Origin of the sequence: Marinobacter sediminicola, from assembly GCF_031157525.1 — a bacterium.
In the GTDB taxonomy this organism is placed as follows: Bacteria; Pseudomonadota; Gammaproteobacteria; order Pseudomonadales; family Oleiphilaceae; genus Marinobacter; species Marinobacter sediminicola.
Map to the genome: position 1 here is coordinate 24,537 of NZ_JAVIXR010000008.1, position 25,394 is coordinate 49,930.

At 53.2% G+C, this 25,394-nt stretch carries 26 protein-coding genes; 14 read left to right on the forward strand and 12 right to left on the reverse strand.

Translation table 11 applies throughout. The features are described 5' to 3' along the window. Positions 1 to 8: 8 nt before the first annotated feature. Positions 9 to 689, forward strand: a complete 681-nt coding sequence (locus tag RG807_RS12035) for a Rossmann-fold NAD(P)-binding domain-containing protein (protein ID WP_309045093.1) — start codon at positions 9 to 11, stop codon at positions 687 to 689. On the opposite strand, the gene RG807_RS12040 is transcribed toward RG807_RS12035, so the two are convergent. The 4 genes from RG807_RS12040 to RG807_RS12055 all read right to left on the reverse strand — a co-directional run bounded on the left by RG807_RS12040 (position 681) and on the right by RG807_RS12055 (position 3,925). Next, complete coding sequence (locus RG807_RS12040; protein WP_309045094.1) at positions 681 to 1,466, reverse strand: ZIP family metal transporter; 786 nt, start codon at positions 1,464 to 1,466, stop codon at positions 681 to 683. The two genes, RG807_RS12035 and RG807_RS12040, sit on opposite strands and share 9 nt — an antisense overlap. Then, the gene (locus RG807_RS12045; RefSeq protein ID WP_298448610.1) at positions 1,463 to 1,921 is read right to left on the reverse strand and encodes a hypothetical protein; all 459 of its coding nucleotides are present in this window, start codon (positions 1,919 to 1,921) and stop codon (positions 1,463 to 1,465) included. Before RG807_RS12045 ends, RG807_RS12040 begins: the two co-directional genes overlap by 4 nt. A gap of 98 nt (positions 1,922 to 2,019) precedes the next feature. Continuing rightward, positions 2,020 to 2,826: a DUF1338 domain-containing protein gene (locus RG807_RS12050; RefSeq protein WP_309045095.1), complete on the reverse strand. Its 807-nt coding sequence runs from the start codon at positions 2,824 to 2,826 to the stop codon at positions 2,020 to 2,022. Then, positions 2,816 to 3,925, reverse strand: a complete 1,110-nt coding sequence (locus RG807_RS12055) for an arginine N-succinyltransferase (RefSeq protein WP_309045096.1) — start codon at positions 3,923 to 3,925, stop codon at positions 2,816 to 2,818. The genes RG807_RS12050 and RG807_RS12055 overlap by 11 nt, the downstream gene beginning before the upstream one ends. 116 nt (positions 3,926 to 4,041) lie before the next feature. On the opposite strand from RG807_RS12055, the gene RG807_RS12060 reads away from it, so the two are divergent. Continuing rightward, positions 4,042 to 4,470 carry an Lrp/AsnC family transcriptional regulator gene (locus RG807_RS12060; protein ID WP_309045097.1) on the forward strand — a complete coding sequence of 143 codons (429 nt, stop codon included), beginning with the start codon at positions 4,042 to 4,044 and terminating at the stop codon, positions 4,468 to 4,470. Between the two features lie 408 nt (positions 4,471 to 4,878). Beyond that, the gene (locus RG807_RS12065) at positions 4,879 to 6,561 is read left to right on the forward strand and encodes an AMP-binding protein (RefSeq protein WP_309045098.1); all 1,683 of its coding nucleotides are present in this window, start codon (positions 4,879 to 4,881) and stop codon (positions 6,559 to 6,561) included. 116 nt (positions 6,562 to 6,677) lie between these two features. On the opposite strand, the gene RG807_RS12070 is transcribed toward RG807_RS12065, so the two are convergent. Beyond that, positions 6,678 to 6,872, reverse strand: a complete 195-nt coding sequence (locus RG807_RS12070; RefSeq protein WP_200369013.1) for a hypothetical protein — start codon at positions 6,870 to 6,872, stop codon at positions 6,678 to 6,680. A 140-nt stretch (positions 6,873 to 7,012) separates the two neighbouring features. Between RG807_RS12070 and RG807_RS12075 the strand changes: the two genes are divergently transcribed. Continuing rightward, positions 7,013 to 7,912, forward strand: coding sequence for a LysR family transcriptional regulator (locus RG807_RS12075; protein ID WP_309045099.1), 900 nt, complete (start codon positions 7,013 to 7,015; stop codon positions 7,910 to 7,912). 18 nt (positions 7,913 to 7,930) lie between these two features. On the opposite strand, the gene RG807_RS12080 is transcribed toward RG807_RS12075, so the two are convergent. Next, positions 7,931 to 8,572, reverse strand: a complete 642-nt coding sequence (locus tag RG807_RS12080; protein WP_309045100.1) for a transglycosylase SLT domain-containing protein — start codon at positions 8,570 to 8,572, stop codon at positions 7,931 to 7,933. A gap of 167 nt (positions 8,573 to 8,739) precedes the next feature. Between RG807_RS12080 and RG807_RS12085 the strand changes: the two genes are divergently transcribed. Continuing rightward, positions 8,740 to 9,558, forward strand: coding sequence for a DUF2059 domain-containing protein (locus RG807_RS12085; protein ID WP_309045101.1), 819 nt, complete (start codon positions 8,740 to 8,742; stop codon positions 9,556 to 9,558). 66 nt (positions 9,559 to 9,624) lie between these two features. Here RG807_RS12085 and RG807_RS12090 read toward each other — a convergent pair whose 3' ends face one another. Then, complete coding sequence (locus tag RG807_RS12090) at positions 9,625 to 9,903, reverse strand: peptidylprolyl isomerase (RefSeq protein WP_303596297.1); 279 nt, start codon at positions 9,901 to 9,903, stop codon at positions 9,625 to 9,627. A gap of 183 nt (positions 9,904 to 10,086) precedes the next feature. On the opposite strand from RG807_RS12090, the gene RG807_RS12095 reads away from it, so the two are divergent. From RG807_RS12095 to RG807_RS12110, 4 genes are all read left to right on the forward strand, one after another. Next, complete coding sequence (locus RG807_RS12095; protein WP_298448597.1) at positions 10,087 to 11,673, forward strand: ABC-F family ATPase; 1,587 nt, start codon at positions 10,087 to 10,089, stop codon at positions 11,671 to 11,673. A 171-nt stretch (positions 11,674 to 11,844) separates the two neighbouring features. Further along, positions 11,845 to 12,408, forward strand: a complete 564-nt coding sequence (locus tag RG807_RS12100; RefSeq protein WP_298448595.1) for a DUF1415 domain-containing protein — start codon at positions 11,845 to 11,847, stop codon at positions 12,406 to 12,408. Between the two features lie 174 nt (positions 12,409 to 12,582). Continuing rightward, positions 12,583 to 13,314 carry a polyamine aminopropyltransferase gene (locus RG807_RS12105; RefSeq protein WP_309045102.1) on the forward strand — a complete coding sequence of 244 codons (732 nt, stop codon included), beginning with the start codon at positions 12,583 to 12,585 and terminating at the stop codon, positions 13,312 to 13,314. Between the two features lie 27 nt (positions 13,315 to 13,341). Continuing rightward, positions 13,342 to 14,244: an NAD-dependent protein deacetylase gene (locus RG807_RS12110; RefSeq protein WP_298448591.1), complete on the forward strand. Its 903-nt coding sequence runs from the start codon at positions 13,342 to 13,344 to the stop codon at positions 14,242 to 14,244. Between the two features lie 12 nt (positions 14,245 to 14,256). On the opposite strand, the gene RG807_RS12115 is transcribed toward RG807_RS12110, so the two are convergent. Together RG807_RS12115 and RG807_RS12120 are read right to left on the reverse strand one after the other, a co-directional pair. Next, positions 14,257 to 15,666 (reverse strand): sodium-dependent transporter, encoded by a 1,410-nt coding sequence (locus RG807_RS12115; protein WP_298448589.1) that lies wholly within the window; start codon positions 15,664 to 15,666, stop codon positions 14,257 to 14,259. A gap of 87 nt (positions 15,667 to 15,753) precedes the next feature. Continuing rightward, positions 15,754 to 16,851 carry a Leu/Phe/Val dehydrogenase gene (locus RG807_RS12120; RefSeq protein ID WP_298448587.1) on the reverse strand — a complete coding sequence of 366 codons (1,098 nt, stop codon included), beginning with the start codon at positions 16,849 to 16,851 and terminating at the stop codon, positions 15,754 to 15,756. Positions 16,852 to 17,279: 428 nt separating this feature from the next. Here RG807_RS12120 and RG807_RS12125 point away from each other — a divergent pair, with 428 nt between their 5' ends. The 3 genes from RG807_RS12125 (at position 17,280) to RG807_RS12135 (ending at position 19,773) form a co-directional block, all read left to right on the forward strand. Next, positions 17,280 to 18,017, forward strand: a complete 738-nt coding sequence (locus RG807_RS12125) for an AzlC family ABC transporter permease (protein WP_309045103.1) — start codon at positions 17,280 to 17,282, stop codon at positions 18,015 to 18,017. Next, positions 18,014 to 18,325 (forward strand): AzlD family protein, encoded by a 312-nt coding sequence (locus RG807_RS12130; RefSeq protein WP_309045104.1) that lies wholly within the window; start codon positions 18,014 to 18,016, stop codon positions 18,323 to 18,325. Before RG807_RS12125 ends, RG807_RS12130 begins: the two co-directional genes overlap by 4 nt. Positions 18,326 to 18,447: 122 nt before the next feature. Then, positions 18,448 to 19,773, forward strand: a complete 1,326-nt coding sequence (locus RG807_RS12135; RefSeq protein WP_309045105.1) for an SPM autocatalytic domain-containing protein — start codon at positions 18,448 to 18,450, stop codon at positions 19,771 to 19,773. Between the two features lie 13 nt (positions 19,774 to 19,786). On the opposite strand, the gene RG807_RS12140 is transcribed toward RG807_RS12135, so the two are convergent. Next, complete coding sequence (locus RG807_RS12140) at positions 19,787 to 20,290, reverse strand: hypothetical protein (RefSeq protein WP_309045106.1); 504 nt, start codon at positions 20,288 to 20,290, stop codon at positions 19,787 to 19,789. Between the two features lie 126 nt (positions 20,291 to 20,416). After that, on the reverse strand, positions 20,417 to 22,438 hold the full coding sequence (locus RG807_RS12145; RefSeq protein WP_309045107.1) for a hypothetical protein: 2,022 nt from the start codon (positions 22,436 to 22,438) through the stop codon (positions 20,417 to 20,419). A 328-nt stretch (positions 22,439 to 22,766) separates the two neighbouring features. Between RG807_RS12145 and RG807_RS12150 the strand changes: the two genes are divergently transcribed. Together RG807_RS12150 and RG807_RS12155 are read left to right on the forward strand one after the other, a co-directional pair. After that, the gene (locus RG807_RS12150) at positions 22,767 to 23,153 is read left to right on the forward strand and encodes a DUF3302 domain-containing protein (protein WP_309045108.1); all 387 of its coding nucleotides are present in this window, start codon (positions 22,767 to 22,769) and stop codon (positions 23,151 to 23,153) included. Further along, a complete protein-coding gene (locus tag RG807_RS12155; protein WP_309045109.1) occupies positions 23,153 to 24,112 on the forward strand; it encodes an HlyD family secretion protein in 960 nt (319 codons plus the stop codon). The genes RG807_RS12150 and RG807_RS12155 overlap by 1 nt, the downstream gene beginning before the upstream one ends. A 72-nt stretch (positions 24,113 to 24,184) precedes the next feature. Here the strand turns inward: RG807_RS12155 and RG807_RS12160 are convergent, their stop codons facing one another. Beyond that, on the reverse strand, positions 24,185 to 25,330 hold the full coding sequence (locus RG807_RS12160) for an alpha/beta fold hydrolase (protein WP_309045110.1): 1,146 nt from the start codon (positions 25,328 to 25,330) through the stop codon (positions 24,185 to 24,187). Positions 25,331 to 25,394: the final 64 nt, after the last annotated feature.

Below are 25,394 nucleotides of genomic sequence, written 5' to 3' on the forward strand. Positions count from 1 at the left end.
AGAACCTTATGAAAGTGTTATTGCTGGGTGCTACCGGGTTGACGGGTGGGTTGGCTCTCACTGGCTTGTTGGCCTGTGACGAGGTTGAACGGGTGGTTGTGCCTGTGCGGAAGCCGCTGGAACTCATTCATGCCAAACTGCAGCAACAGGAAATGGATTTTGATCGCATGGCAGATCATCCCGAGCTTTTTAAAGTAGATGTGATTATCTGTTGCTTGGGTACGACGATCAAAAAGGCCGGCTCTCAGGAACAGTTCAGAAAGGTAGATTACGGCTACTGCCTGCAAGCGGCTGAGCTTGGGCGAGCAGAAGGTGCCGGTGCATTTATCTTGATGTCTGCCATCGGATCATCATCTTCTTCGACCATTTTCTACAACCGGGTTAAAGGTGAGCTGGAAGACGCGGTGAAGGGCCTCGGTTACTCGTATTTGTCGATATATCATCCCAGTTTACTGTTGGGCGATAGGCCAGATCACCGCCTCGGGGAAGCGATAGGTGCCAAAGCGATGCCGCTGGTTAACCGCGTGCTGTTGGGCCCGCTGGAAAAATACCGGGCAATCGAGGCACAAACCGTTGCGTCTGCCATGGTTAACGAGGCTTGCAGTCTGGCTGCCAAACCAGTTGCCGAGCAGGTTGTTCAGGTTCGCCAGTATGAGGACATTGTTGCGCTGGCGGGCGCCTCAGCCTAGGGTGACATCCAGGAACATCATCACCACAAAACCGATCAGCAGTGCGAAGGTAGTTTGGGCCTTGTAGCGGCTCCTGTGGGTTTCGGGAATGATTTCGTTGCTGATAATGAACAGCATGGCCCCGGCAGCGAAGCCCAGAGTCCAGGGCATTATCGGTTCTGCCAGCGATACCAGAGCGGCACCGAACAGGCCACCGATAGGTTCAGCCAGCCCTGTCAGAAGGGCAATAGTAAAGGCACGAGCCCGCGAGTATTGGATAGCCACCAACGAAAATGCAACGGCTAGGCCTTCCGGAATATTCTGAATACCAATGCCCAGTGCCAATATGTAGCCGTTGCGTACATCGCCGCCCGCAAAGCCAACACCTACCGCCATGCCTTCGGGAAAGTTGTGCAGCGTAATGGCGATAATAAACAACCATATACGGCGAATATGGGCAGCGTCCGGCCCCTCTGGCCCAAGATTGAAGTGCTCGTGGGGCAGGTTCTGGTGCAGGTAATACAGAGCCCCCGCGCCGGACAGAACACCGAATATCACAAGCAGTGCTGCCATCCAGGTTGAGCCCAGCAGTGTTTCTCCGTATTCCAGCCCGGGGATCAACAAAGAAAAAACCGAGGCCGCCAGCATTACGCCGGCAGCACCTGCCAGCATGTAGTCCTGCAGCCGGGCAGAGAGATCTTTAACGAAGAATACCGCCAGAGCGCCAATGCTGGTGGCCAGCCCCGCTAACAGGCTTGCCAGCGCGCCGAGCCAAACGATACTGATGTCGGCAGTCATTCCGTTTTGTACGTGGGGTATATCGAGCGGGACAGCGTTGGCTCACAACCAACAACTTGCCTCGCTTGCTTGTGTGCATGCAGATACCAACGTTGACCCGATTTGGTAAAGGTATCCGGGGTAACCAGGAAGTCAGTTGTTTCCATGGTGACAGGGATAGGTGAGCCATCAGCATGGCGATACACACAACTGACACCAAGGGTGGCAGATTCAGCCGCAGGCAATTCTATGAAGCCATCATCGCGGATCGTTGGTGTGTCGCCGTCCACACTGATAATTTTAAGGCACGGGCCGTAGTGAACCCTGTTCTGTTCTTTCAGATGTTCGCTCAGGCAGTGTTGGGAGCTCAGTAAAATGGCGCCACGGCCTATTGCTTCCGTACTTTCGCCTGGCAACGACTGGCAGCCAGCCAATACAAGAAAACAGGCCAGAAAAAGCGTGACGACAGGCTTCATGGTGACTCCTTGTTGCATTGAACAAGTGGGATTGTTCGGGAACAAGGCGTTAGTTTAGCGTAGCTATCCCGTTGGTACACGAGTGGATTTTCGAGCCTTTACATTCCGGCATTGGTGCTCTCGAAAATCTTGTCGGCAGAGGCCGCAACAAACCCGCTGTATAGGTTGCCGTCGGGCTTCTGGTAGCGCAAGGCGAACTCATAGAAGCAGCTGGGAATCGTCACTTCGCGGTCGCTGAACTGAATAGGAACACGGTCGGCCATTGTGGATGACTGTTCAAGCAGCTCTTCGGCAGAACCCTTCACTTCGCCACCGGCCGAGTTCACTGAAAAGCCCTTCTCGATCAAGAGCTGGTTTATGTCGGCCACTGTTTCGAAGTTGTTCAGGTGGTTTACGCTCACCGTGAAATGATTCGCGCGGTAACCCCAGGCCGCGAGCCAGGCTGCATACTCGCTCTCTTCCAGCAATTGGCGGTAGGTGCCGGAATCCAGATCCCAATGCCGTCCTGAGTACAGAAAGTTGTCTGCGGTAACCTCCTCTTTTGTGATTTGCCCAACCAGCTTTTTCACCACAGTCTGAAGCTCTGGTGAGCACTGTTCTGTCAGTAACTCAGAAATAAACACCTTCGGTGCTTCGGGATCTGCGTGTTCATAATGCCGGGCATAAAGCTTCTTGCCTTCGAAGTGGTATTCACCACCTTCCCGGTACCCCAGCGCCAGAAAATGCGCCGCGAGAGCATCCAGTCCAACCGGCTGCAGGTTGAAGGTGCGCAGGGCGATATGATCGTTGATGATGGCATGGCCTTCTTCTGCACCCAGAATGCGATGGATTTTGGCGGCCGAGGGTGTAACAGCTTTATAGTCCTGCCAGAGATTTTCGAACAAGACGTTGCGATCAGTATGCATAGCTTAGCTCCGTAGCCGTGGTTCTGTTTCGTGCCGTCGATGCTGCATGGTTCAGGGGCAAAATGCGTGACGGATCGCCGTTTTCAAGGCAAAGCTGTTTCGCCAGAGAGCGTGAAATAATCAGCGCATCCGAACCTTCGGAAACCTCAGATGTGACGGTAGCCCGAAAGTTTGCTGTTCCTGTGTTTGCGATCAGCGTTGGTTCGTGTTGTTCGTGGTTGGTGCGGCCAAAGAGTGCATTGGGGCCTGCAACGTAATCATCCACTCTAACGCGGTGCTCGGATGAGGATCTGACGCTTAGTATCTCTGCCAAGGCGCACTCTACCGTTGGCCCCGCATCAAACAGGTCTATCAATCCTTTGTGCGTAAAACCCTCTGCTTCCAGAATCTTTAGGGCTGGCCGGGTGTTGTTATGCACCTGGCTAAGAACAGCTCGGGCCTCCGGGCTCATCAGGCACGTATAGAGTGGATGCGAGGGCATCAGTTCATCAATGAAATCTGTGTAACCTGCACCAACCAGGTGGGTTGCCTGGGCAAATTCCATGTCAACAAAGTGCGTGCTCAGCCAGTCCCAAAAGGGTGACCGGCTAGCGGCATCCGAAACACCGCGCATTTCGGCAATGATTTTGTGTGAGAAGCGTTCCGGGTGAAGTGCCATAAAAAGAAAACGCACCCGGGAAAGCAGTTTGCCCGCATTGGCCCGGCGAAACTCGGGACGCAAATAAAGAGAGCAGATCTCGGAATAACCTGTGTAGTGGTTGCAGCGGGTGAGGGTTTCCACGCTCTTGCGAACGTCAAGGTCCCGCGAGTGGTGGGTTACAGTGTTTCGTCGGAAATGGTAGAGCGGCTGGGTATGGCCGGTGTTTGCCTCAATACCACTGGTGCCAAGGATGTCGCCGGTGGCCTCATCTTCCAGCACAAACAGGTAGTGCTCATCGCCAGGGCTGGATACTTTGCGCTCGAAGCTTGCCATGGAGTGAGCAATCTTTTGTGCTAAAGCGTCCCTGTCGGGCATTAGTGATGTGAAACCCGGGCCAGACTCTTCGGCTATCTGATAAAGGGTATCCAGATCTTTGTCTGCAATTGGGCGAATAATCATGGGCTGCAACCTGGCGTTGTTTCCGGACATTATGCATTGAAGCTTTGTCGGATTGCAGGTGCAGTTTGCTCAAAATGGGTTATGATCTTATCAAAATAACGGAGATATTTAGCACAATGATGAAAAGCAAAGATCAAAAGCTGCTAATGCTGCTGCGCCAGAATGCCAGAGCCAGCATTACGGATCTGGCCAGAGCTTTGCAGTTGTCCCGCTCAACGGTTCAAAGCCGAATCTCGCGGCTGGAGGCCAGCGGGGTGATAGTCGGGTATGCGGTTCAGCTGGGGGGGGCGTTTTCTGCCAGCCAGGTGGAGGCTCATGTCTCTATTAAAGTGGCCCAAAAGTTAACAGCGCGAACAAACAATGCACTCGAGGGCATTAGCCAGGTAGTGCAATTATTTTCCGTAAGCGGAGAGTACGATCTGATAGCGATCGTGCAGGCTCAGTCTCTTGAGGAGCTGAGCGCAGTGTTAGACGAAATTGGTAACCTGGAGGGCGTCGAGCGCACTAACTCAGCCGTGGTGTTGGAAACCCGCTTCCGGCGTTAGGCGTTTGTTCGCAGCCTTTTGCATTGATGCCTCAGGTGCCCAGCATTCCGGAAAAAGCGCTGTATAGGAACGCGGCAGAGCCAAGCAGGATAAATGCCCAGGCTGGGAAGATAAGGACGGAGCGGGTTGTCGACTGCCTCATGGCGGTCTCCTCTGAGAGGTTAAATTCGATAAGCTTCGAATTTCACTCTAGACCAATCTTGACGGATGTCATACAAAAAATGATCAACTTTTTTGGCGCGTGACCAAAGATGGGATGGATTGGTCATTGAGTGGGGTGTTTAATGCCATTGAGCTATCGCTAAATAACACTACTATTTGTGAAGCTGAATGAAAGTGCATTAGAGTGAATGTGTATTCATGTATTGGCCGGAATTCGTTAACGATAACAATAACCAGGAGTTTTTCATGGCATTGGATCCTCGCAAGCAGACCTCTTTGCACTGTTTGTATTATTGGGCAGAGAAAAGCCCTGAAAGCACATACCTCACCCAGCCTTATCCAGATGGAACACTAGAGGACATTAGTTGGAAACAGGCTGCCGACCAGGTGTCGCGCATGGCTGCTCACCTGAATAGTCTTGAGCTCCCTGAACGAAGCAATATCGCCGTTCTGGGCAAAAACAGCGCGCACTGGATTCTGTCGGATCTCGCTATCTGGGCCGCCGGCCATGTATCTGTGCCGCTATACCCCACGCTCAACGGGGATGCTGCTGCCTATGTTCTTGAGCACTCTGAGGCAAAGCTGTTGTTTCTGGGTAAGCTTGATGGCCTCGCAGATGGCTGGAACGATATAAAAGGGCACATTCCCTCAGACCTCCCCGTTATATCTCTGCCCATGTCGCCGCGCGAGGACACCCCCAAGTGGCGAGATCTTATTGCCAGGCATGAGCCTGCTGCTCCGAAGTTACCGGACCAGGATGCACTAGCCACGATCGTGTATACCTCAGGAAGTACTGGCCGCCCTAAAGGGGTTATGCAAAGCTTCCGAGCCATGATGGCGGTTGCAGATGGTTTGCAGCAGATGTTCACAGTGTCATCCGAGGACCGCATGCTGTCCTATCTGCCGCTTGCACATGTGGCAGAGCGGGCAGCGGTTGAGACTCAGTCTCTGTATTTTGGCTTCCAGGTATATTTTGCCGAGAGTCTGGATACCTTCCAGCAAGACCTTCAGCGTGCCAGGCCAACACTGTTTTTCTCTGTCCCGCGCTTGTGGATGAAGTTCTACCTTGGGGTGAACGCCAAGCTGCCCCCCAAAAAACAAAAATTGCTATTCCGCATCCCGATTCTGCGTTCCGTGGTGAAAAAGAAAGTGCTTAAACAACTGGGGCTGGATCATTGCCGGGCCGCACTGACAGGGGCCGCACCTTTATCGGAAGAAATCATCCTGTGGTATCGAAACCTTGGGCTGGAGTTGCTTGAGGTTTATGGCATGACTGAAAATTTCGGATACTCCCATGCCAGCAGGCCAGGACGAGCCAGGATAGGATTGGTCGGCGAGGCCAATCCGGGTGTGGAGCACCGCATTGGCGAAGGTGGTGAGCTGGAGGTGAAAAGCCCGGGAATGATGATGGGCTACTACCAAAACGAAGAGAAAACCCGCGAGGATGTTACTGATGATGGATTTCTCAGAACCGGTGACATGGGTGAAATCGACGCAAGTGGCTATCTGAAGATTACAGGTCGTGTAAAAGACCTGTTCAAAACGTCTAAAGGTAAATACGTTGTGCCGGTTCCTATCGAGAACCGGTTTAACCATCCTTCGGTGGAAGTTGTTTGTGTGGCCGGCGCCAACCAGCCCCAGCCTTGCCTGATGATCCTTTTGTCAGAAGACGTTCGGGGAGCGCTTGCAAAGGGTATGGATCGTACGGAGCTTGAGCAGGAACTGCTGAAAGAATTGGACGCAGTAAACCAAGGGTGCGAAGCCCACGAAAAAATATCCTTCGTGGTAGTCGTGAAAGAACCCTGGACCATGGAGAACGGCATGCTCACGCCAACCATGAAGATCAAGCGGAACGTAATCGAAGATACCTATAACCGCAAAATGGACAGCTGGTTTGAGCAGAAAAAGAAAGTAATTTGGGAATTATGATCGGGTAATGCAAAACGCCGGTGGCTCTGAGATCAGAACCACCGGCGTTTTCAGTTTGGCTACTTGTTCCAGAGCTGCGTTATAGGGTGCAGCTCTTTACGTTGGCCTGACTGGAATCAGTGTCCGCCTTGCATCTGAACGATATCGGGCGTTGCTTCTGCAGCCTTCCGGTTGAATGACCGCAGCTTGCGGCTCATGAACTGGACCGCCATCTTCGCTGCCGCACGTGTGTGCTGGCTTCTCACTTCAGCACCATTGTGGAGGATGCTGGATGGTAGCGGTTTAACGGTTGCCATATGTCTTTGTGCCATAGCGACTTCCTCCTTTTGGTGAGTTGCTATTTGTGATCGGTTAAAAACTATTAACCTGAATTTACATTGAATTGTAAGGGTATTTTTTTGCAGCGTAAATACGTTAAACTCCGTACTCATGTTGCAAATATGCAGTAGCTATGGACTGGGATTATCTTCGATATATACACGCTCTGGCAATAGGCGGAACCCTCGCGAAGGCCGGAGAATTACTGGGCGTGCATCAAACTACCGTTTTGCGCCGACTCGACCAGATGGAAGAGACGTTGGGCGTACAGTTTTTTGAGCGCAACCGGGATGGGCTTCAGCTGACACCAGTGGGGGAAACCGCTTTCCGTAATGCGGAAAAACTGTCAGTAGAAATGGAAAATCTTGAGCGCAAGCTGGTTGGACAGGATGCCGCGCCTGTGGGCAAAGTACGGCTGGCAGCTGAAGACACGATGATGAGCGAGTTGCTCGGGTCGGTTCTGGCTGAACTGGTGCGTGAATTTCCCGACATTGAGCTGGAAGTGCTCACCGATAACGACGTTACCAATCTTACCCACAGGGAAGCCGACCTCACTTTGCGCCCCGAGAACAAGCCTCAGGCAACGCTGGAGGGTGAGCGCATAGCGGCCATTGAATCGGCGGTATACGGCTCTGCCAGCTACTGTCGGCGCCACCGCAATATGGATATTGAAAACCAGCCAGAAGACTGCCTCTGGATTATTCCGGATGACACCTTCAGCCACCTGGCAACCGGTCGGTGGTACCGCAAGCACCTGAAACATGCCACGTCGGTCATTCGCTGTAACAGCTTGCACGCCATGCATGCGCTGGCGCGGTCAGGCGCTGGCCTTGCGGTTTTGCCATGCTATTTGGGGGAGGGCACCAAAGAACTCCGCCGCCTGTCAGATCCGCTCGAAGGCGAAAGTGTCGACCTTTGGGTGCATGTAAGCCAGGACACTCAGCAAATGGCGAGAATTCGAATTGTAAAAGAGTTTCTGGTGGACAGGCTGCGGGCTCAGGCCTCAGCAATCGAGTTTAACCCGGCACCCTGATCACCGGAGCGTTTGCACTCAGCCACAGAATGGCCAGAACTGATACCACCGCCAGCATTGGAACTCCTGCTCGCAGGATTTGAGCTGATTGTCGTACCGGAAAGCCCGTGACTGCACCCGTGAAGCCAAGGCTGTAATAGAAGGCTTGCGGGCAAATGATTTGCGGGCGTAGCCGCCGCGGCCTTCGTGGTATGCCAGGTAAAGTTGGCGCGGGCTATGAAAGGGAATGCCGAGTTGGCGATGGGAGAGGTGGTTGTACCATCCCACAAAATCCAGCGCGTATTCCATATCCGTGCGCACGGTGAATAGGCCATCGCCGTTAGCAGCAAGGTATTCGCCCCAGGCCGGGTCCAGTGCCTGGGCGTAACCGTAAGCGGTGGTTGGACGGCTCCAGGGAATGAAGCCCCATAAACGGGTTCTCGGTGGCCGGGCATGACTGCGGAACGAAGACTCGTAGTACACGAAAGCCATCTGGGTAGCGATGGGTGTTCCCCAGCGTTCCTGGGAGTCTTTTGCGTAGTCGTACCAAATCGTGTGCTCCCGAAATATCTCGCACAGATGGTTCGGGTTGATGGGTGGTTCCGGGGCGAGCAAGCTGAAACGCAGTGTTGCCCATGTGCCGATGATCAAGCCCAGAACCGGAAGCCCGTACCATTTCACGCGGGATCGCCACCGATCACGACGGGTCTGGCGCTTTCTTTTGCGTGGACGGGATCGCGTCCAGAGCTTTCCTACCAAACTGTCATCTCCGGAACCCATGGATTGCTTGCTCAGGGGAGGGTGTGCGTGTCATAAACGCAGCATCCATCAAACAGGATGATAGTTAAATGAAGCTTGGTACCCTAGTTAAACCTCTTTTAATCGCCGGCCTGGTTCTGGCTGGCCCCGCCATGGCAGCGCCTAGCGCTCAGCAGGTGCTGACGGCATCGCCTATCGACGATATTGTTGAACGCTACCCTGCAATGATGAGCGAAGGCATTCGCGAAGGCTTGAAACGCAGTCAGCAGCTGCCTCCCATGGTTGCAGACACCATTGGATACGTTGTCAGCAACAGTTTTCGTGCGGCGGATATAGAGCAACAAATAGTGAGAAACCTGGAGCGCGACCTCTCCGGGAAGCAGCTTGAAGCCGTGGACGGCTGGTACAAGACACCGGTAGCCCGGAAAATCTCCGCTGCGGAGATTGCGGCTTCAGACCCGGCCGCGTGGCAAAAGATTCAAGCCAAGGCTGCGGAATTGAACAAAAAGTACAAAGGTACGGATCGTGCCCTGATGTTCGAGCGCTTTGATCGGGCGGCCCGAGCCACCGAAAGTGCTGTAGATACCACCATTGCTGTACAGCTTGGATTGACGACAGCCATGGCTGCATTCAGCTCTGACTCAGCAAACTACGAAGAGCTTAAACGGAAGATAGAAAGCCAGCGAAGTACCATACGGGGCGTTGTTGAGCAGCAGGTATACAACAGTTATCTGCATACTTATGAAAAAATAAGCACTCAGGAAATGGGGTTGTATATCGATTTTCTGGAAAGCGGGCCGGGTTCTGCATTTTCGAAAACTGTCACCCAGAGTATTCAGCAGGCTATTACCGATCCGATTGAATCCATCGGCAATCAGATGGTTAAATTCCTCGCCCCTCAAAAGTGAAAGCGGTGCTGAAGAGGCTGGCTTCTGAAACAATCAGAAGCCAGTTTGCAAGCAGTGCCGGGGCGCTTAGCTGCGGCTGGTTACTTCCAGAAGGTGGTAGCCAAACTGGGTCTTGACCGGCCCGAGAACCTTATTGACTTCACCGCTGAACACCACTTTATCAAACTCTGGAACCATCTGGCCGGGGCCGAATGAACCCAGGTCGCCGCCGTTACGGCCAGACGGGCAAGAAGAGTGCTGCTTCGCTACTTCCGCGAAATCCTTGCCACCTTCAATTTCTTTCTTCAGTTCTTCACATTTTGCTTCGCTGTCTACCAGAATGTGGCGTGCGGTTGCCTGTGTCATGAAAACGTTCCTTAAATAAAATGAATGGGTAACTCTGAAAAGGAATGCTGCCTTTCCCCCGCGCTCTAGGCAAGCCCTTTTTATGCGTGTTTCTGCGGCCTCACGGTTACCATCGCAAACCTGTACAATGCCGGCTTTATTTAGCCGGTGCTGCGCTGGCCCTTACTTCTATAGGTTTGTTTCTTGATCTCTACTGCCAATATCACCATGCAATTCGGGGCTAAGCCCCTATTTGAAAATGTTTCCGCAAAGTTCGGTAACGGCAACCGCTATGGCCTGATCGGGGCCAACGGCTGCGGTAAATCCACTCTGATGAAGATTCTCGGTGGTGACCTGGAACCGTCTGCCGGCCAGGTTATGCTGGAGCCGAATGTTCGTCTGGGTAAGCTGAGGCAGGATCAGTTTGCCTACGAGACCTGCTCCGTCATGGACACAGTCATCATGGGCCATGAAGAACTGTGGAACGTTAAAAAAGAGCGTGACCGCATCTATTCGCTGGCCGAGATGAGCGAAGAAGACGGTATGGCGGTGGCAGATCTGGAAGTTCAGTTCGCGGAAATGGACGGCTACACCGCCGAATCCCGCGCTGGCGAACTGCTTTTGGGCCTGGATATTCCACTGGAACAGCACGAAGGGCCGATGAGCAGCCTGGCCCCTGGCTGGAAGCTGCGGGTGCTGTTGGCACAGGCGCTGTTCTCTGATCCAGATGTATTATTGCTGGACGAGCCCACCAACCACCTGGACATTAACACCATCCGCTGGCTGGAAAACATTCTGGTGGCTCGCAGCAGCACCATGATCATCATTTCTCACGACCGTCACTTCCTGAACAGCGTGTGCACCCACATGGCTGACCTGGACTATGGCGAGTTGAGGCTATTCCCGGGCAACTACGATGAATACATGACCGCGGCCACTCAGGCCCGCGAGCGCATGCTCTCGGACAACGCGAAGAAGAAAGCACAAATTGCAGAGCTGCAGCAGTTCGTAAGCCGCTTCTCCGCCAACGCATCCAAAGCAAAGCAGGCCACTTCTCGCGCCCGTCAGATCGACAAGATCCAATTGGATGAAGTAAAGCCTTCAAGCCGCGTTAGTCCGTTTATCCGTTTTGAACAAGGCAAAAAGCTGCATCGCCAGGCGGTCACCATCCGGGATCTGACCAAAGGTTTTGATGGCAATACGTTATTCAACAAGCTGAACCTGCAAGTAGAAGCGGGTGAACGTGTGGCAGTAATTGGTCCCAACGGTATTGGTAAAACCACTTTGTTGCAGTGCCTTGCAGGTGCTTACGAGCCGGACAGCGGTGAAGTGAAATGGACGGACAGCGCCGAAGTGGGCTATTACGCCCAGGACCATACGGACGATTTTGCTGACGATGACACGCTGTCGGAATGGATGGCACAGTGGACTACCGGTGGTGAGCAATTGGTTCGTGGCACACTGGGCCGCATGCTGTTCTCCGGTGACGATATTGGCAAGTCGGTGCGGGTAATTTCCGGTGGTGAGCAGGGGCGCATGCTGTTCGGCAAGCTGATTCTGCAAAAGCCGAACGTAATGCTGCTGGATGAGCCTACTAACCACTTGGATATGGAGTCTATCGAGGCGCTGAACCTGGCACTTGAGAACTATCCGGGTACACTGATTTTCGTGAGCCACGACCGTGAGTTTGTGTCTTCCCTGGCCACTCGGATTATTGAGTTGACGCCTGAGGGGATTACGGACTTTAGTGGGACTTATGATGATTATCTTCGTAGCCAAGGGCATCTTTGATCTGACATAGCTTAGAGGCTGGGCCGGCTGGCAGGGCTGTCCAAAAACCGCTGTGGATACGTCCGTGTACGCTTGGCTCCGCCATCCATGGCTCCGCACATTTTTGGACAGCCCTGCCAGCCGACCCGAATTAGGCTTAAGAGGTTGGATCAACAACTAGAGGGATTGAGTGTGAGCGATGGAACGGTAGTTCAAGCGACCCGGAAATGGGTTGAAGACGTTGTTGTTGGTTACAACCTATGTCCGTTTGCCAAGCGCGAACTGGTCCGGGACCGGGTTCGGTTTGTGGTATCCGAGGCTGATAACGAGGATTCACTTCTCCAGGCCCTGCAAACAGAACTTCTGCGTTTGGACGATGAGCCGGAAATCGAAACCACGCTCCTGATTCACCCTCACGTACTGCAGAACTTTGCGGACTACAACGAGTTTCTGGGTGCTGCCGACGGGTTGTTGACCTATCTGGACATGGAAGGCATCTACCAGATCGCCAGTTTCCACCCCGATTATCAGTTTGCCGACACCGAGCCGGATGCCGCCGAGAACTACACCAACCGTTCCCCGTTCCCCATGCTCCACCTGTTGCGGGAAGCCAGCCTGGAATCTGCGATTGATAACCATCCGGATGTGAATGGCATACCACCGCGTAATATCGAACTGATGAACGAACTCGGCGCAGAAAAAATGCGGACAGTTTTAGCCAATTGCGCTAAAGCATCTGAGAATAAAGGGGAGTAGACAGTAGCGCTGGTGGGGGCCTCTCTCCCAAAAATGTGCGGAGCCATGGATGGCGGAGCCAAGCGTACACGGACGTATCCACAGCGTTTTTTGGGAGAGAGGCCCCCACCAGCGCTTGCACAGTGCAGATGTAATGCAGGCCTGACCTTAGTTAAATAAAGAAGAGGCACCACAGTGGGACGACTGTTCGCACAAATTGATAGCCAGCCCTCCGAGATCGGCGAAATCACACTCCGCCGCCGGCGCATCCCAGCACTGGGTGACCGGGATATATTCGAGGTAAAACTCGGCGAAGAATTCCTCATGTCCAGCATGTTCGTAGACGCTGAAGTCGCACTTTCAGACCTCGGGTTGAACGAAACGGAAGGCGACAACCTGAGCGTTGTCGTTGGAGGCCTCGGGCTAGGCTATACCGCCGTGGCCGCACTCAGGCACGATCGGGTAGGGGAGCTGCTGATCGTAGAATACCTGGAGCCGGTTATCCGCTGGCACCAGCAAGAATACGTGCCCCTTGGCAAAGATATTAACGCCGATGCCCGCAGCCGCTACATTCATGGCAGCTTCTTTGATCTTGCCATTGCCGATCCCGAGTGCGGCGGATTTGATCCACAAGCGCTCGGCAAAGAGTTTGACGCCATCCTTCTGGATATCGACCACTCGCCTCGCGCGCTGCTGAGCGACTCCAACGCCAGCTTCTACACCACCGAGAATATCAGCCGTATGGCTCGGCAACTTAAACCACGTGGTATCTTCGCTATGTGGTCTAATGAGGGGGAAGACGCCGTATTCATGGAAGTGCTACGGGAAGTATTTACCGAAGTGGTCTGCCATGTAGTGAGCTTCTACAACCCGTTCCAGAACAGGGAATCGTTCAACACTGTATACGTGGCCCGCAAACCGGGCTGAAATAGCCGGCGAGTGTAAGGAGAGCGTATGCCCGTGACAACCTACCGAACTCGACCCTTCAGTTCGAACCAGCGCCTCCCGGAGTTGGATGCGCCGCCGGTTTTACATGAACCGGCGCAGGCTGGTGAGTTGCTGGCAGATTTTATTCACCGTTATCCCAAGCTGATGATCCTGACAGGTGCAGGCGTAAGTACAGACTCCGGCATCCCCGACTACCGCGATGGCGAAGGTGCTTGGAAGCGAAAGCAACCGGTTCAGCATCAGGAGTTCATGGAGAACCATGAAACCCGCCAACGATACTGGGGGCGCAGCCTGATTGGCTGGCCAGTCATTCGCAACGCAAAGCCAAACCCCTCCCACTTCCATATCGCAGAACTTGAGATGCGTAATCACGCCAGCCTGGTGGTCACCCAGAATGTAGATCGTCTGCATCAAAAAGCCGGCACACAAGGGGTGAGTGATCTGCACGGCCGTGCGGATGAAGTATTGTGTATGAGTTGTGGTTACAGATGCCCCCGAGACGAAGTGCACGAGCGCTGTGCAGATCTCAATCCGGCGTTTCAGGGCTTCAAAGCGGAAGCTGCTCCAGATGGCGATGCTGATTTGAACGTGGATTTCACCGGTTTTCGCCTCGCAGACTGCCCAAACTGCAGCGGCATACTCAAACCGGATGTTGTGTTTTTTGGTGATTTTGTACCGAAGCAACGGGTGGAATTGGCGAAGGACACGCTCAAGGCCAGTGACGGGTTGCTGGTTATTGGGTCTTCTTTGATGGTTTACTCCGGCTTTCGCTTTTGCAGGTATGCAAAGGAGTTAGGTATGCCGATAGCTACCCTCAATCTGGGCCGTACGCGTGCCGAGGAGTTGGCGGAATTGAAACTGAATGCAAGAATCGGGGAGACCCTGAGGGCCTCCCTCGATCACCTATAGGTCGGGCGCTGCTTACGCCCCTACAAGGTTGTACACAAATACCGTACCTACAGCTACCGGCGTAATGAACCGCACGGTAACGTACCAAAGATTGAACATGGGCTTGGAGAGCGCCAGTTCTTCCTCCATGGCCTTGCGGGACATAATCCAGCCAGCAAATACTGCAACCAGCAAACCGCCCAAAGGCAACATGATGTTGGCGGTAAAGAAATCCAGCAGGTCAAAGATGGTTTTGCCTTCCAGCATGGTGATCCATCCCAGTGGTGCAAAGCCCGACCACAGGTTGAGGGAAAGGATCGAGGCAATGCCCAAAGCCCAGCACACAAAACCTGCCCCCAATGCACTTTTGATGCGATTCATGCCTTTTTGTTCTTCCAGCCACTCTACAATTGGCTCCAGTAGAGAGATGCCCGACGTCCATGCAGCAAAAATTAACAGCACAAAGAACAATGTTCCGAACAGGCTGCCCATAGGCATCTGACCAAAGGCCAGTGGCAGAGTTTGGAAGATCAAACCCGGCCCCGCGCCCGGTTCAAGGCCGTTCGCAAAGACAATCGGGAAGATAGCCAAGCCAGCGAGCAATGCCACGCCAGTATCAATCACGCACACGGCAATCGATGTTTTGGCGATGGAAATATTCTTTGGCAGGTAAGAGCCGTAAGCCATCATTACCGCCATACCCAGGCTCAGAGTAAAGAAAGCGTGCCCCAGTGCGACCAGCACGCCGGCGGTAGTGAGTTTGGAGAAGTCTGGTTGAAACAGGAAGGTTACCGCCCGCCCGAACTCGCCAGTGGTCATGGCAAAGCCAACCACTGCAAGCAGCAAAAGGAAGAGGGCGGGCATGAGAATGCTGACAGCCCGCTCAAGTCCTGCGCGAACGCCCTTGGCTACTACAAGCACTACCAGGGCCATGAACAGGGTGTGCCACATCAAGAGCGTTTTGGGGTCTGCCAGAAGGCTGGAGAAGAGTTCGCCAATGGCATCCGCAGACTGGCCCGTGAATTGCCCACTAGCGGCAGAACCCACATAGGATACGGCCCAACCACCAATCACTGAATAAAACGACAGAATCAGAAAGCCGGCGATAACACCGATTGCGCCAACGGCTCGCCAGGCAGGGTTCAGCCCTTGTTGTTTCGCAATCTGTTTGAGGCTGTTTACCGGGCTTCGGCCGCCGCGACGACCAATAAGTACCTCAGCCATCATGATGGGCAAGCCTATGGCGGCAATACACAACAGGTAAACCAATACAAAAGCGCCACCGCCGTTTTCGCCGGTAACGTAAGGAAACTTCCAGATGTTGCCCAGACCAACAGCAGAACCTGTGGCCGCAAGAATAAATGCAAAACGGGAAGACCAAAGCCCCCGTTTTTCGTTCGAACCTTCCATTGTGGCTGAGCTCGGACCATTAAAATCAGACATGATTGTCTCCTGCCAGATACTTGTTTTTGTTTGGAAGAACCGGGGCCCGGAGTTGCATAAGGCCCCGTTAAAAATGTCTACGACTATTCAGGCACCGGCAAACTGCTCGCTCGGTGTTTGAACCGCGCTTGCGCGTTTCCGGAAACGCTCTTCTGCCAAGGTGTTGGCAACCGCTCCGGTGGGAATGCCGCTGCTGTCAGAGCGTTTGAAGATCTCTGAAAGCGTCCGACCAATGCCTTCTACGTGAGCTCGCACTTCTTCTGAAGAGGCTCCGGTGCGCTCACAGAACACATCTATGATGCCACCTGCGTTAATTGCGAAATCCGGCGCATAGAGGATGCCGCGATCCGTAAGTGCCTGATCATGATCCGGGCGTTGCAGGAGGTTGTTGGCCGCACCCGCAATAACCGTTGCTTGCAGCCGGGGGATACTGTCGTCGTTCAATACTGCACCCATGGCGCAGGGCGCTACTACATCGACTGGCAGGAACAGAATGTCCTCGGCCGTTGCTGCATGGGCGCCGAGTTCGTCTACGGCACGTTGCATATTTTCCTGGTGAATATCGTACACCCAGAGTTCTGCACCCGCCTCTTTCAAATGCTGGGCCAGGCGGTAGCCCACGTTGCCCACGCCTTGAACGGCAACTTTCAAACCAGTCAGGTCCTCACGGCCGAGCTTGTGCTTTACCGCTGCTTTCAGACCAACAAACACGCCATAGGCTGTGGTTGGAGAAGGGTCTCCGTTACTGGGCAGACCATCAAAACCCATGTGCTCAACAATGCCGGCAACGTGTTTGGTGTGCCTACCCATCACTTTGAGATCGGGCACGCTGGTGCCAGAATCTTCAGCAGCAATGTACTGGCCACCAAGACCTTCCAGATGCTTACCCATGGCTTCCAGCAAGGCTTCGCTTTTTTGCTTGCGCGGGTCGCCAATAATGACGGACTTGCCGCCGCCCAGATCAAGATTGGCAAGCGCGGACTTGTAGGTCATGCCCCGCGAAAGGCGCAGAACATCGCGTAAGGCTTCTTCATCGCTGGCGTAGGGGAACATCCTGCAACCACCGAGAGCCGGGCCACGGGAGGTGTTGTGTATGGCAACAATGGCTTTGAGCCCGGTTTCCGGGTCACAGAAAAAAGACAGGTGTTCGTGGTTATCAAATTCGGGATGGCTGAATACAGTCATGGGATCACCTCTCTTCCTTGGCCCGAGCGGGCGCTAAGTTGCGGAAACTAAAGGCGACTATCTTAGCAGGTAGGAACAAATGTGCACTGCACATGACGTCTCGAAGACGTGCTGATATTGGCATGTTGAAATCCTCTCCACGTGGCCGGATCTCGGCGGCAGTGGCAGTGTTGTTTTTGTCGTCCGGCTTGTGGCCGGCGGTTTTGATTTCAGGTGCCCGGACCCCTCTCAGGGGGTAGCCCTTATGAGGCCGAGCTAAAGCTAAACTAATCGCTGTTGACGTTAACGTCAATTCGAAAAGCGGCGTGGCATTATCTAATCCATGGTGAAATATTAGTTGCATGTGCAAAACTTCCTGTCAGATCAACAACTCACACCTGCGGAAACTACTGATACGCCCGGCACGTAAATTTCCTTAGCTTGCGTAGATGAAAAATGCCGCATATCCCTACCAGTTTCAGCCCGCGAAGGTTCGTTCCGAACTGATTCGCATGCTCCCTATTTCATTGTTTGTTGTGGCATTTGGTGCTGCTTTTGGTCTTGCCGCCGTGCAAGAGGGGTTGGGGCCGATCGAATCGTTGTTGATGAGCACGCTGGTTTTTGCGGGTGCGTCACAATTTGCAGCCATTGATATGTGGGGGGCTGAGGTTTCGGTCATCCCCGTTATGGTTGTTGTGTTTGCCATAAACTCTCGCCACCTGTTGATGGGTGCGTCGCTTTATCCAATGTTGAAAGACGTTACCCCCGCTAAGCGGTATGGCATTTTATTGCTCCTCACCGATGCTAACTGGGCCGTATCTGCTCAGGAATACCAAAGTGGCAAGCGCAATCTTGAGGTGATTCTCGGGGGTGGCCTGGTGTTGTGGCTTGCCTGGATTGTTGGCACCTGGCTAGGCGTGTATTTCGGGGGGCTTTTGCAAAACCCGAAAAGCCTGGGGATGGACATGGTACTGGGATGCTTCCTGCTGGCCATGGCTCTGGGCGGCAAAAAGAACCCGCGAGTGCTGGTGGCCTGGACGCTGGCGGCTGTTGCTTCACTGGCAGCCTGGAAATGGTTGCCTGCTAACACTCATGTGGTGGCCGGAGCTCTTGCCGGCGGAGTTGTTGGGTATTTTTGGCTTGAAAAGAAACCTGAAGAAGAGCCGGCAGAGGGGGCCTCCACATGACCATCGAAACCACCACTGGCGGCGTTCTTGCACTCATACTGATTATGACCCTGGTTACACTGGCAACCCGGTTCGGCGGTGTGTTTATCATGTCCTTCGTGCGCATAAGCCCTCGTATTGAGAGCTTCATCAATACCATGGCCAGCTCTGTGCTGATTGCCATCATTGTGCCTATGGCGTTTGGTGGCGATGCCGGAGCGCTTGCGGCGCTCGCCGTAACGGCTGTTGTTATGCTAACTCTCAAGAAGCCACTGCCTGCGATTGCGGCGGGTATTCTGGCGGCAGCGCTGGTGCGGTATAGCTTATAGAGTAATCTGCTTTGGCTTCACCGGCGGCACATTCGCCAGTTTGCACAAAATTCATTCAAGTTCATTTCACCTGAGCCGTTAAGCCAGTAGGTGACTAATGAACTTGGAGGCAAGCCCGCGCCATGATTGTGTCCAGCCAGATTTCGTTCTTGCAGGAAAATTCCCGCCACACAACGGCCTTTGATCAGAGCCAGCTTCGGATTAACCAGCAGCGATTGCCCGGTGCTGGCAATGGCAATTCGGCTGGCAACGCACAGCTGAATGTTATACGCGATGCGGCCTACAGATACACAAGCCAGGAGCGATTGGGTTTCAGTAGTTCCAGCACAGTCAGTGGTGGCGATCGCGATGGCGTGTTCACCAGCGCCCAGCTGGCTGAGAAAACCACAGAACTGATGCTTCGTGGGCAACAGGCCATCAGTATTAGCCGCGCCGCCCTGGGTGGTGAAGCCGGAGAAGCCAAAGGCAGCATGACGGTTGAGGCCAGCCGCTATATGTTCTACTCCGAGAGCGAATCCCGTTCATTTACATCATCCGGCAGCATTTCTTTGGAAAATGGCGAAACCATCGATTTCACCTTGTCACTTCGCCAGTCGCAATCCAGAACCTATGAATACTCCGAAAGCCTGCGCATCGAAGAGCGCCCGATGACAGACCCTTTGGTGATCAACTTTGGCAACACCACGGCGAAGCTCACCGACACCTTGTTCGAGTTTGATCTGGAAGGTAATGGGAAAACCGGGCAGTTTGCCGCTCTCGACAGTGGTAGCGGCTACCTGGTATTTGATCGCAATGGCAACGGAAAGGTGGATGACGGCACCGAACTGTTTGGCCCCCAAAGTGGCTCCGGGTTCAGTGAACTCGCTAACTACGATGATGACGGCAATCTTTGGATTGATGCCAACGACGAGGTGTTTTCCTCTTTGTCTGTTTGGGTGCAGGGAGCAGATGGCGAGCAGACCTTGAGGTCCCTTAACGAAGTGGGCGTGAAGGCGCTTTATGTTGGCAGCGCAGAAGATAATTTCACTCTGACCAACAGCCAGGGCGTGCCGTTGGGAGAAATTCAGGCTTCAGGTATCTACCTGACCACCGATGGTGACGTGCGCACACTCGAAGAAATCAATCTGTCTGAGCAAAATTCTGTGGACGTTCCTCCGACACAGCAGCGTCTTGAGGGTGGGGGTGGCAGTGGCCGTGACGGAAATATGGGTGAGGTCGGCGGGCTTGAGGGAGCCAGAATAGAGGCCATTCGCGGCGCGCTGGAAAAACTCAATGAATTGCGAGAGAAGCAGAAAGCATTTATTGAGGAAACCAAGGATTTAGGTAAATCGGACTCACCGCTGGATGAGTACATGAGCATTATTGACCGGCTACGCCTTGAACTGCTGAGTAGCCAGAATGAGAAGCAGCAGGCTGCGAGCCGGTACCTGGAATTTGCCAAATCCTGACCTGATGTGGCCGTTACTTCCTGTTCCGCTTGTGATTGAACGTGTTGGCGTTGCTTGGAAGCTGGATTTTTGGGTTAACCTGTTTAAGTGCACCGTATAAGTTCTTTCGAGAATAGGGGTAGTTCATGCACAGTTGGTGGACTTCCCCGTTTTTCATTTGCACGTTTATGTTGGTCATATAGCCTGAGCCAATATTCAGCTTGTGCTCGATGGCTACAATATCCAGAGGACGGATTCTGAAGCACCACTCCTCAAAAATAGGGTGATGGCTATAGAATTCCTTTTCCGTAACGTAGATTTCGAATTTGTCCCTTCTTTTCAGCAGCCAAGCCAGAATTACGGCCAGGACGACTGCTACAGCAATAGCTCCTTTCTCAACCATATCGAATATTTCTTCGAAGTTTGGCTGGTCTTTAAAAAAGTGTTGAAACATAAAGAGAATAACGGGTATCGCCAGTATATTGAGGGCAACACTTACGGCTTGTCGGGTTTGGCTTTTTTTGTAGTGGAAGAGCATGGGCGAGCCTGTTTTGCGCTGGGTAAGTGATAAACAGAATACTTGGTGCTCGCCTGCGGATGCCAGTTTTTTTGGAAGGTGGGCGGGGAGTCGGTAGGCCCGAAGGCCTACCTGAAAAGGTTGGAATCAGAAACCGTCGACAGGTGCTGTCATCCACCCCAGGCCACCTGCGCTGCTTTCACTCGTCGGGTTGTCCATGATATGTGTGAGTGAGTTGTTTTCACGAGTATTCACGTAGATAACTTCGTATCGGTCATCGTTGTCATCTTCATAGGTTACTTGTATCAAACGATGCGGCCCCGGTGCGGAGCGCCCCATGGAGATACTCTCAGCCGTTTCTGACAGGCGGCCTAATATCACTCGGCCAGCTTCTGGGTTGTTGGCATCTACGGCAGCAATGAGCTTTCTGCTGCAGGCCATGAATACTTCACTTGGCTCAAGGCTGCTGAAGTTTCCTCCGGTATAGTTTGCTTTGCCAGAAGTGGATGCTCCAATCCAAGTGCAGTCCTTTAGCTCCACGCGCTTGCTGCCATCCGTCTTGATGGCTGTGGCATAGACAGAACTGTTGGCCTCGCGATTGTAGAAGAACCATTCCTGTTGGCTGACGACGCTCACGGGAGTACTAAAAGCACCATTCAATAAGTTACCGCCATTGTTGCTCCGGCCATCCAGCAGCACTTCGCTTTGACCATCCAGAGAAATGGCGATTAAACGTTCGTTTATTTCCCAGATAAAATGAGTGCCTGCATCGACCAGGAAGTCACCAAGGTTCGCTTCCTTGTCTTCCATTAGCTTGCCACCCTCGTGGTACACAGCTTCCCAGCCCACGTTGCCAGCGGTTGTGGTGATCTTGATTAAGGATGCGTGCGCTTCAATATCCGATGGATTCGGAGCTCCGCCCCCTCCAAGCAGGCTGCCAATACCGCCGTCACTGGCTGCCAAATACAGTGTTTCGCCGCCTTTACTAACGGTGCGTCCGGCTTCATTTGGCCCGAACATGGGAAGAGCAGTGGTTACCAGATTGTCTCCATTAGCATTCTTGAGGAGGTGCAACTTTCCTGAACTATGCTCATAAAACCAGAGTGTGGTAGTCACTTCCAACGAGGAACTATTCTGGTTCACCTCAGGAAGCGCCAGAACCGCACCGTTGTTTAAGTGGTAAACACCGGCAATATAATTGAATGTGTTGTCACTATCATCCTGACTGAATATTACTGGGCCAGTGCCATCATTGTTGGGAATGCAGGTGGCATTCATTAGATTGGTGCCAGATACGAATGCCAGGCAGTCGTTCTGGTTCAGATCGGCGACGATCCAGCCATATGCGCTGCCGGCTTTGGCACCCTGGGTTTCGAACAAGGGTGCTTGAACATTAAAACCGGCACCGAAATCCTGAACCGGCGTGCTCGAGTCCGCATCAAGCGAGGTGAGGCGGTACTGCCTGCTGGACATCGATGAGTTTTTAGCGGGAAATACATACTGTGTCCGGTTGGCGTCATCCAGGTTGAAGGACACTATCTGGTGAGCTACTGCAAATCCCAAGTCTGCAGATTGGCCGCTTTCATTAGTGACTTGTTCCGGCATGCTACCCACCGACACACCAACTCTCATAAGGGCTGACGGCATGGGGAATCCGGGTAGGTATTGATACTCCTCTTCCTGAACATAGGTCACGCCAGTTACTTGGTAGTGCTCGACTTCGCCAGTGTTCGTGTCAATAGTTGCTTGGTGAAGCGCGAGTGGAGAAACGGCGCTGTTTACGGAGCCGACACCTGCAAGCTTTGGGTCAATTGTGTGGTTGGTTTTGAGCGCTGGGTCGTAGGCCATTAGCCAAGCCCCGGCAGGCTGATTGGGGCCTGTTTGACCACTGTGGTCAGATGCATCGATGTAGAATAGGCGGTGCTCCTGGTTAGCGTCGGTAGTCAGCCCGTATAACTCCGCCAGATTGGTCGTTGTTGGAATATTGTCGGTGGTGCTGGGGCCACCGTAATTTGGATTGCCTCCGCCTCCGCCTCCGTCGTCGCCGTCACCTCCGCCGCCACAGGCCGCAAGCCCTAGTGCCGCAACACCGGCAACCAACAAGGTGCGTAGTTGGGAAAAAGGCGTAGCCAGAGCCTGGCTATGCTCCAATTTGATCGAGTTAGACATTCCATATCTCCTATCACCACTATGTGATCTTGTTGTGTCGGTCGAAAGCCCGTCTGCCGGCCAGCGTTTGTGATTCAGCGTGTCGCTGGCGTAGCTGCTGGCGGCAGTTGGTCAACCTTATTGTGGGCGCCTGCATCAGAGAGGGGTATCACTCAAACGGGGGATGCCCAGTGCGCACCTTTTTCACAAGCGGGGGGGCGATTGAATTTATGATCTGGTGAACATTTATCGAAATAAGCTGCAGTTTCAGTTTGTTGCGTTTGGCTTTTGCCGCTATTGTGATGCCCGGATCATTAACAAATCTTTACGCTTCGGAGGCCGTCCGGCCATGCTTGATTACATCGCACTCGGCATTTTGATTTTTGCCGCCATAACCGTCTTTTACGGAATCATCGTAATTCACGATATTCCCTACGATATTGCTGAAAAGCGACATCACCCCCACGCTGACGCCATTCATGTAGCCGGGTGGATCAGTTTGTTAACGCTGCATGTTATTTGGCCCTTTTTGTGGATATGGGCAACCCTCTACAGAGAGGACAGGGGGTGGGGCTTTAACAAACGTGCCGCGGTAGCACAAGCCGACCCTGAAACGGAAGCAGCCAGCACAACGGATGCGTCTATTGCCGGGCTCAAAGCTCAAGTATCCGAACTGAGTGCGCAGGTTGCGCAGTTACAGCAGTCTGCTAACCAGCCAGCGGGAGATGAACGCTAATGGATCTTTTGCTAGTTCTTACCTATACCGCGCTGTGCATTGCTATTTTTAAGATTTTCAGAATCCCGTTGAACAAGTGGACGGTACCTACCGCGGTATTGGGTGGTGTTGTTTTGATTGGCGGGCTGATTTTCAGCATGAATTATAATCATCCGTTTTCCGAAGCAAGTCGCGATTACTTTGTTACCACACCCATTGTGCCAACCGTTAGCGGCCGAGTAATTGAGGTCAAAGTTCAGGGTGGCGTGAAGGTAAAAAAGGACGACGTGCTTTTCGTGATCGACCCCGAGCCCTTTCAGTTCAAGGTTGACTCGATTCGTGCACAGTTAAAATCCGCTAAGGTTGACCAAAAGCGGGCGCTGGAGTTGGTAAGGCGCGGAGCTGGCAGTCAGCGCGCAGCCGACCTCAGTACTGCGCAAGCAGACACATTACAAGCTCAACTCGCTGAAGCGGAATTTAACCTGAGCGAGACCGTTGTCCGGGCGCCAACCGATGGCTACGTGGCACAGCTGGCTCTGAGGCCCGGCATGATGGCAGTCTCTCTGCCACTGCGGCCTGTCATGGTATTTGTGCATGCGGAAGACTTGTATTTTGTAGGATGGTATCGCCAGAACAGCCTGTTGCGCTTGCAGGCGGGCAATGAGGCGGAGGTGGCTCTGAACGGGCTTCCCGGCCAAGTATTTTCCGGCAGGGTGAAAAGCGTATTACCGGCACTGGCCGAAGGCCAGGTTCAGGCAAGCGGTAACTTGATTAACCCATTGGCAGCAGTTCATCCGGGGCGGATACCGGTGTTGATTGAAATTACGGATCCAGATTTCCAGCAGTATGTTGGCACAGTGCCTGGTGGTGCCTTTGGGCAAAGTGCGGTTTATAGCGAGCATTTTCATCACGTAGCGATCATGCGGAAAATACTCTTGCGGATGTCTTCTTGGGTTAACTACCTGTTCCCCTTCCATTAAAAGACTGTTGTCTGAGCAATGCCGCTTGTGATGATGTTTGTCCAAGCGGCATCGATGCTCTGCGGAGCAGTCTTAGTTTTCCATATAGTGCTGAATCTCCGTGAACACCTGGTCCATAAACGGTTGATCGAGGGGTAACAGATGCCCGCTTTCAGGCAGTATGATCAGTGATGCGTTGGGTATTTCCTGAGCAAGGTGCCGTGCAAATTCTACAGGGACAAAGGTATCTTTCTCTCCCTGATAGATATGCACCGGCACCTGAATATCTGCCAGATGAAAAGGCCAGGCAGCCCATTGCACTTCGAGGTCCTGAATAGCACCTTTCACTCCCTGCACCAATGCTTCCTGTTGGTTGCGCACAAACAGCTCAGAGCGCGCCTTGTCATCAAGGAGAGCTTGGTCTGAAGCGGGCATCTCGGCTTCTGCGACGGCCATATAGGCACCCGGTAGAGTCAGGTCCGCCCAGCGGGCTACTTTGAGTGCTTGCTTGAACAGCGCGGGATGCTCTTCTGACAACTCAGGGCCACGTAACCCATAGTCACTCATCGCCTGGAGAGCCTTATCGTACTCGCCGAAGTTGGTGTATCCGGATATCGAGATGGCAAAGCGAACGCGCTGGGGCAAATAGTAAGCCGTCGCCAGCACAGGTGGACCGCCACTGGACCAGCCCATTAAACCAAACTCGTCCAGCCCCTTTTCATCCGCCAGTTTTTCCATGTCAGCGGCAAAGTCCAGCAAGCCATAATTCGAGACGAAACTGGATGCCCCTATTCCTGGCCGGTCCATAACGATCAGGCGGATTCCGTAATCCTTGGCTTTGGCATCCAAAAACAATAGCTCCAAGCGGGATCCAGGGTTGCCATGGGCATAAAGTACGGGAAAACCTTGTGGGTCTCCGCGCTCCAGCCATGCGACACGGCGCGAGCTCCAGGTCGAAAATTGGGGAGTTCCTTCATCGGGCTGCTTTGTTTCAACAACGCTTCGATCCGCTTTCGTGGATGCGCAGCCGGGCAGCGCTGCCCACAGCGATATTGAAATCAATGTAAATAAAATCCGTGACACGTTGATTACCTCATACAAACCAGAACTTATTGTAGTTGTTGCGCAGTTATTCTGCTTATTTAAGAGAAGGACGGGCCTAGACGCCTGACTCTGTGGCGGACGAATAACTAGCTGAAAAAGGTTGTAAAGCGTCGCATTTACACCGGTATCACTCATTTGGGGGATATACAGCTTAAATTGACACTGCTAATTTCGAGCATTAAATATACAGGTTAATAAT

Coding starts and splice junctions, on each gene's coding strand:
- RG807_RS12065 (WP_309045098.1), top strand. CDS start 4,879: ATGGCATTGGATCCTCGCAAGCAGACCTCTTTGCACTGTTTGTATTAT.
- RG807_RS12050 (WP_309045095.1), bottom strand. CDS start 2,826: ATGCATACTGATCGCAACGTCTTGTTCGAAAATCTCTGGCAGGACTAT.
- RG807_RS12060 (WP_309045097.1), top strand. CDS start 4,042: ATGATGAAAAGCAAAGATCAAAAGCTGCTAATGCTGCTGCGCCAGAAT.
- RG807_RS12140 (WP_309045106.1), bottom strand. CDS start 20,290: ATGCTCTTCCACTACAAAAAAAGCCAAACCCGACAAGCCGTAAGTGTT.
- RG807_RS12120 (WP_298448587.1), bottom strand. CDS start 16,851: ATGACTGTATTCAGCCATCCCGAATTTGATAACCACGAACACCTGTCT.
- RG807_RS12115 (WP_298448589.1), bottom strand. CDS start 15,666: ATGTCTGATTTTAATGGTCCGAGCTCAGCCACAATGGAAGGTTCGAAC.
- RG807_RS12085 (WP_309045101.1), top strand. CDS start 8,740: ATGAAGCTTGGTACCCTAGTTAAACCTCTTTTAATCGCCGGCCTGGTT.
- RG807_RS12155 (WP_309045109.1), top strand. CDS start 23,153: ATGGATCTTTTGCTAGTTCTTACCTATACCGCGCTGTGCATTGCTATT.
- RG807_RS12035 (WP_309045093.1), top strand. CDS start 9: ATGAAAGTGTTATTGCTGGGTGCTACCGGGTTGACGGGTGGGTTGGCT.
- RG807_RS12125 (WP_309045103.1), top strand. CDS start 17,280: ATGAAAAATGCCGCATATCCCTACCAGTTTCAGCCCGCGAAGGTTCGT.
- RG807_RS12045 (WP_298448610.1), bottom strand. CDS start 1,921: ATGAAGCCTGTCGTCACGCTTTTTCTGGCCTGTTTTCTTGTATTGGCT.
- RG807_RS12040 (WP_309045094.1), bottom strand. CDS start 1,466: ATGACTGCCGACATCAGTATCGTTTGGCTCGGCGCGCTGGCAAGCCTG.
- RG807_RS12145 (WP_309045107.1), bottom strand. CDS start 22,438: ATGTCTAACTCGATCAAATTGGAGCATAGCCAGGCTCTGGCTACGCCT.
- RG807_RS12150 (WP_309045108.1), top strand. CDS start 22,767: ATGCTTGATTACATCGCACTCGGCATTTTGATTTTTGCCGCCATAACC.
- RG807_RS12130 (WP_309045104.1), top strand. CDS start 18,014: ATGACCATCGAAACCACCACTGGCGGCGTTCTTGCACTCATACTGATT.
- RG807_RS12090 (WP_303596297.1), bottom strand. CDS start 9,903: ATGACACAGGCAACCGCACGCCACATTCTGGTAGACAGCGAAGCAAAA.
- RG807_RS12160 (WP_309045110.1), bottom strand. CDS start 25,330: ATGAGTGATACCGGTGTAAATGCGACGCTTTACAACCTTTTTCAGCTA.
- RG807_RS12070 (WP_200369013.1), bottom strand. CDS start 6,872: ATGGCACAAAGACATATGGCAACCGTTAAACCGCTACCATCCAGCATC.
- RG807_RS12075 (WP_309045099.1), top strand. CDS start 7,013: ATGGACTGGGATTATCTTCGATATATACACGCTCTGGCAATAGGCGGA.
- RG807_RS12135 (WP_309045105.1), top strand. CDS start 18,448: ATGATTGTGTCCAGCCAGATTTCGTTCTTGCAGGAAAATTCCCGCCAC.
- RG807_RS12055 (WP_309045096.1), bottom strand. CDS start 3,925: ATGATTATTCGCCCAATTGCAGACAAAGATCTGGATACCCTTTATCAG.
- RG807_RS12110 (WP_298448591.1), top strand. CDS start 13,342: ATGCCCGTGACAACCTACCGAACTCGACCCTTCAGTTCGAACCAGCGC.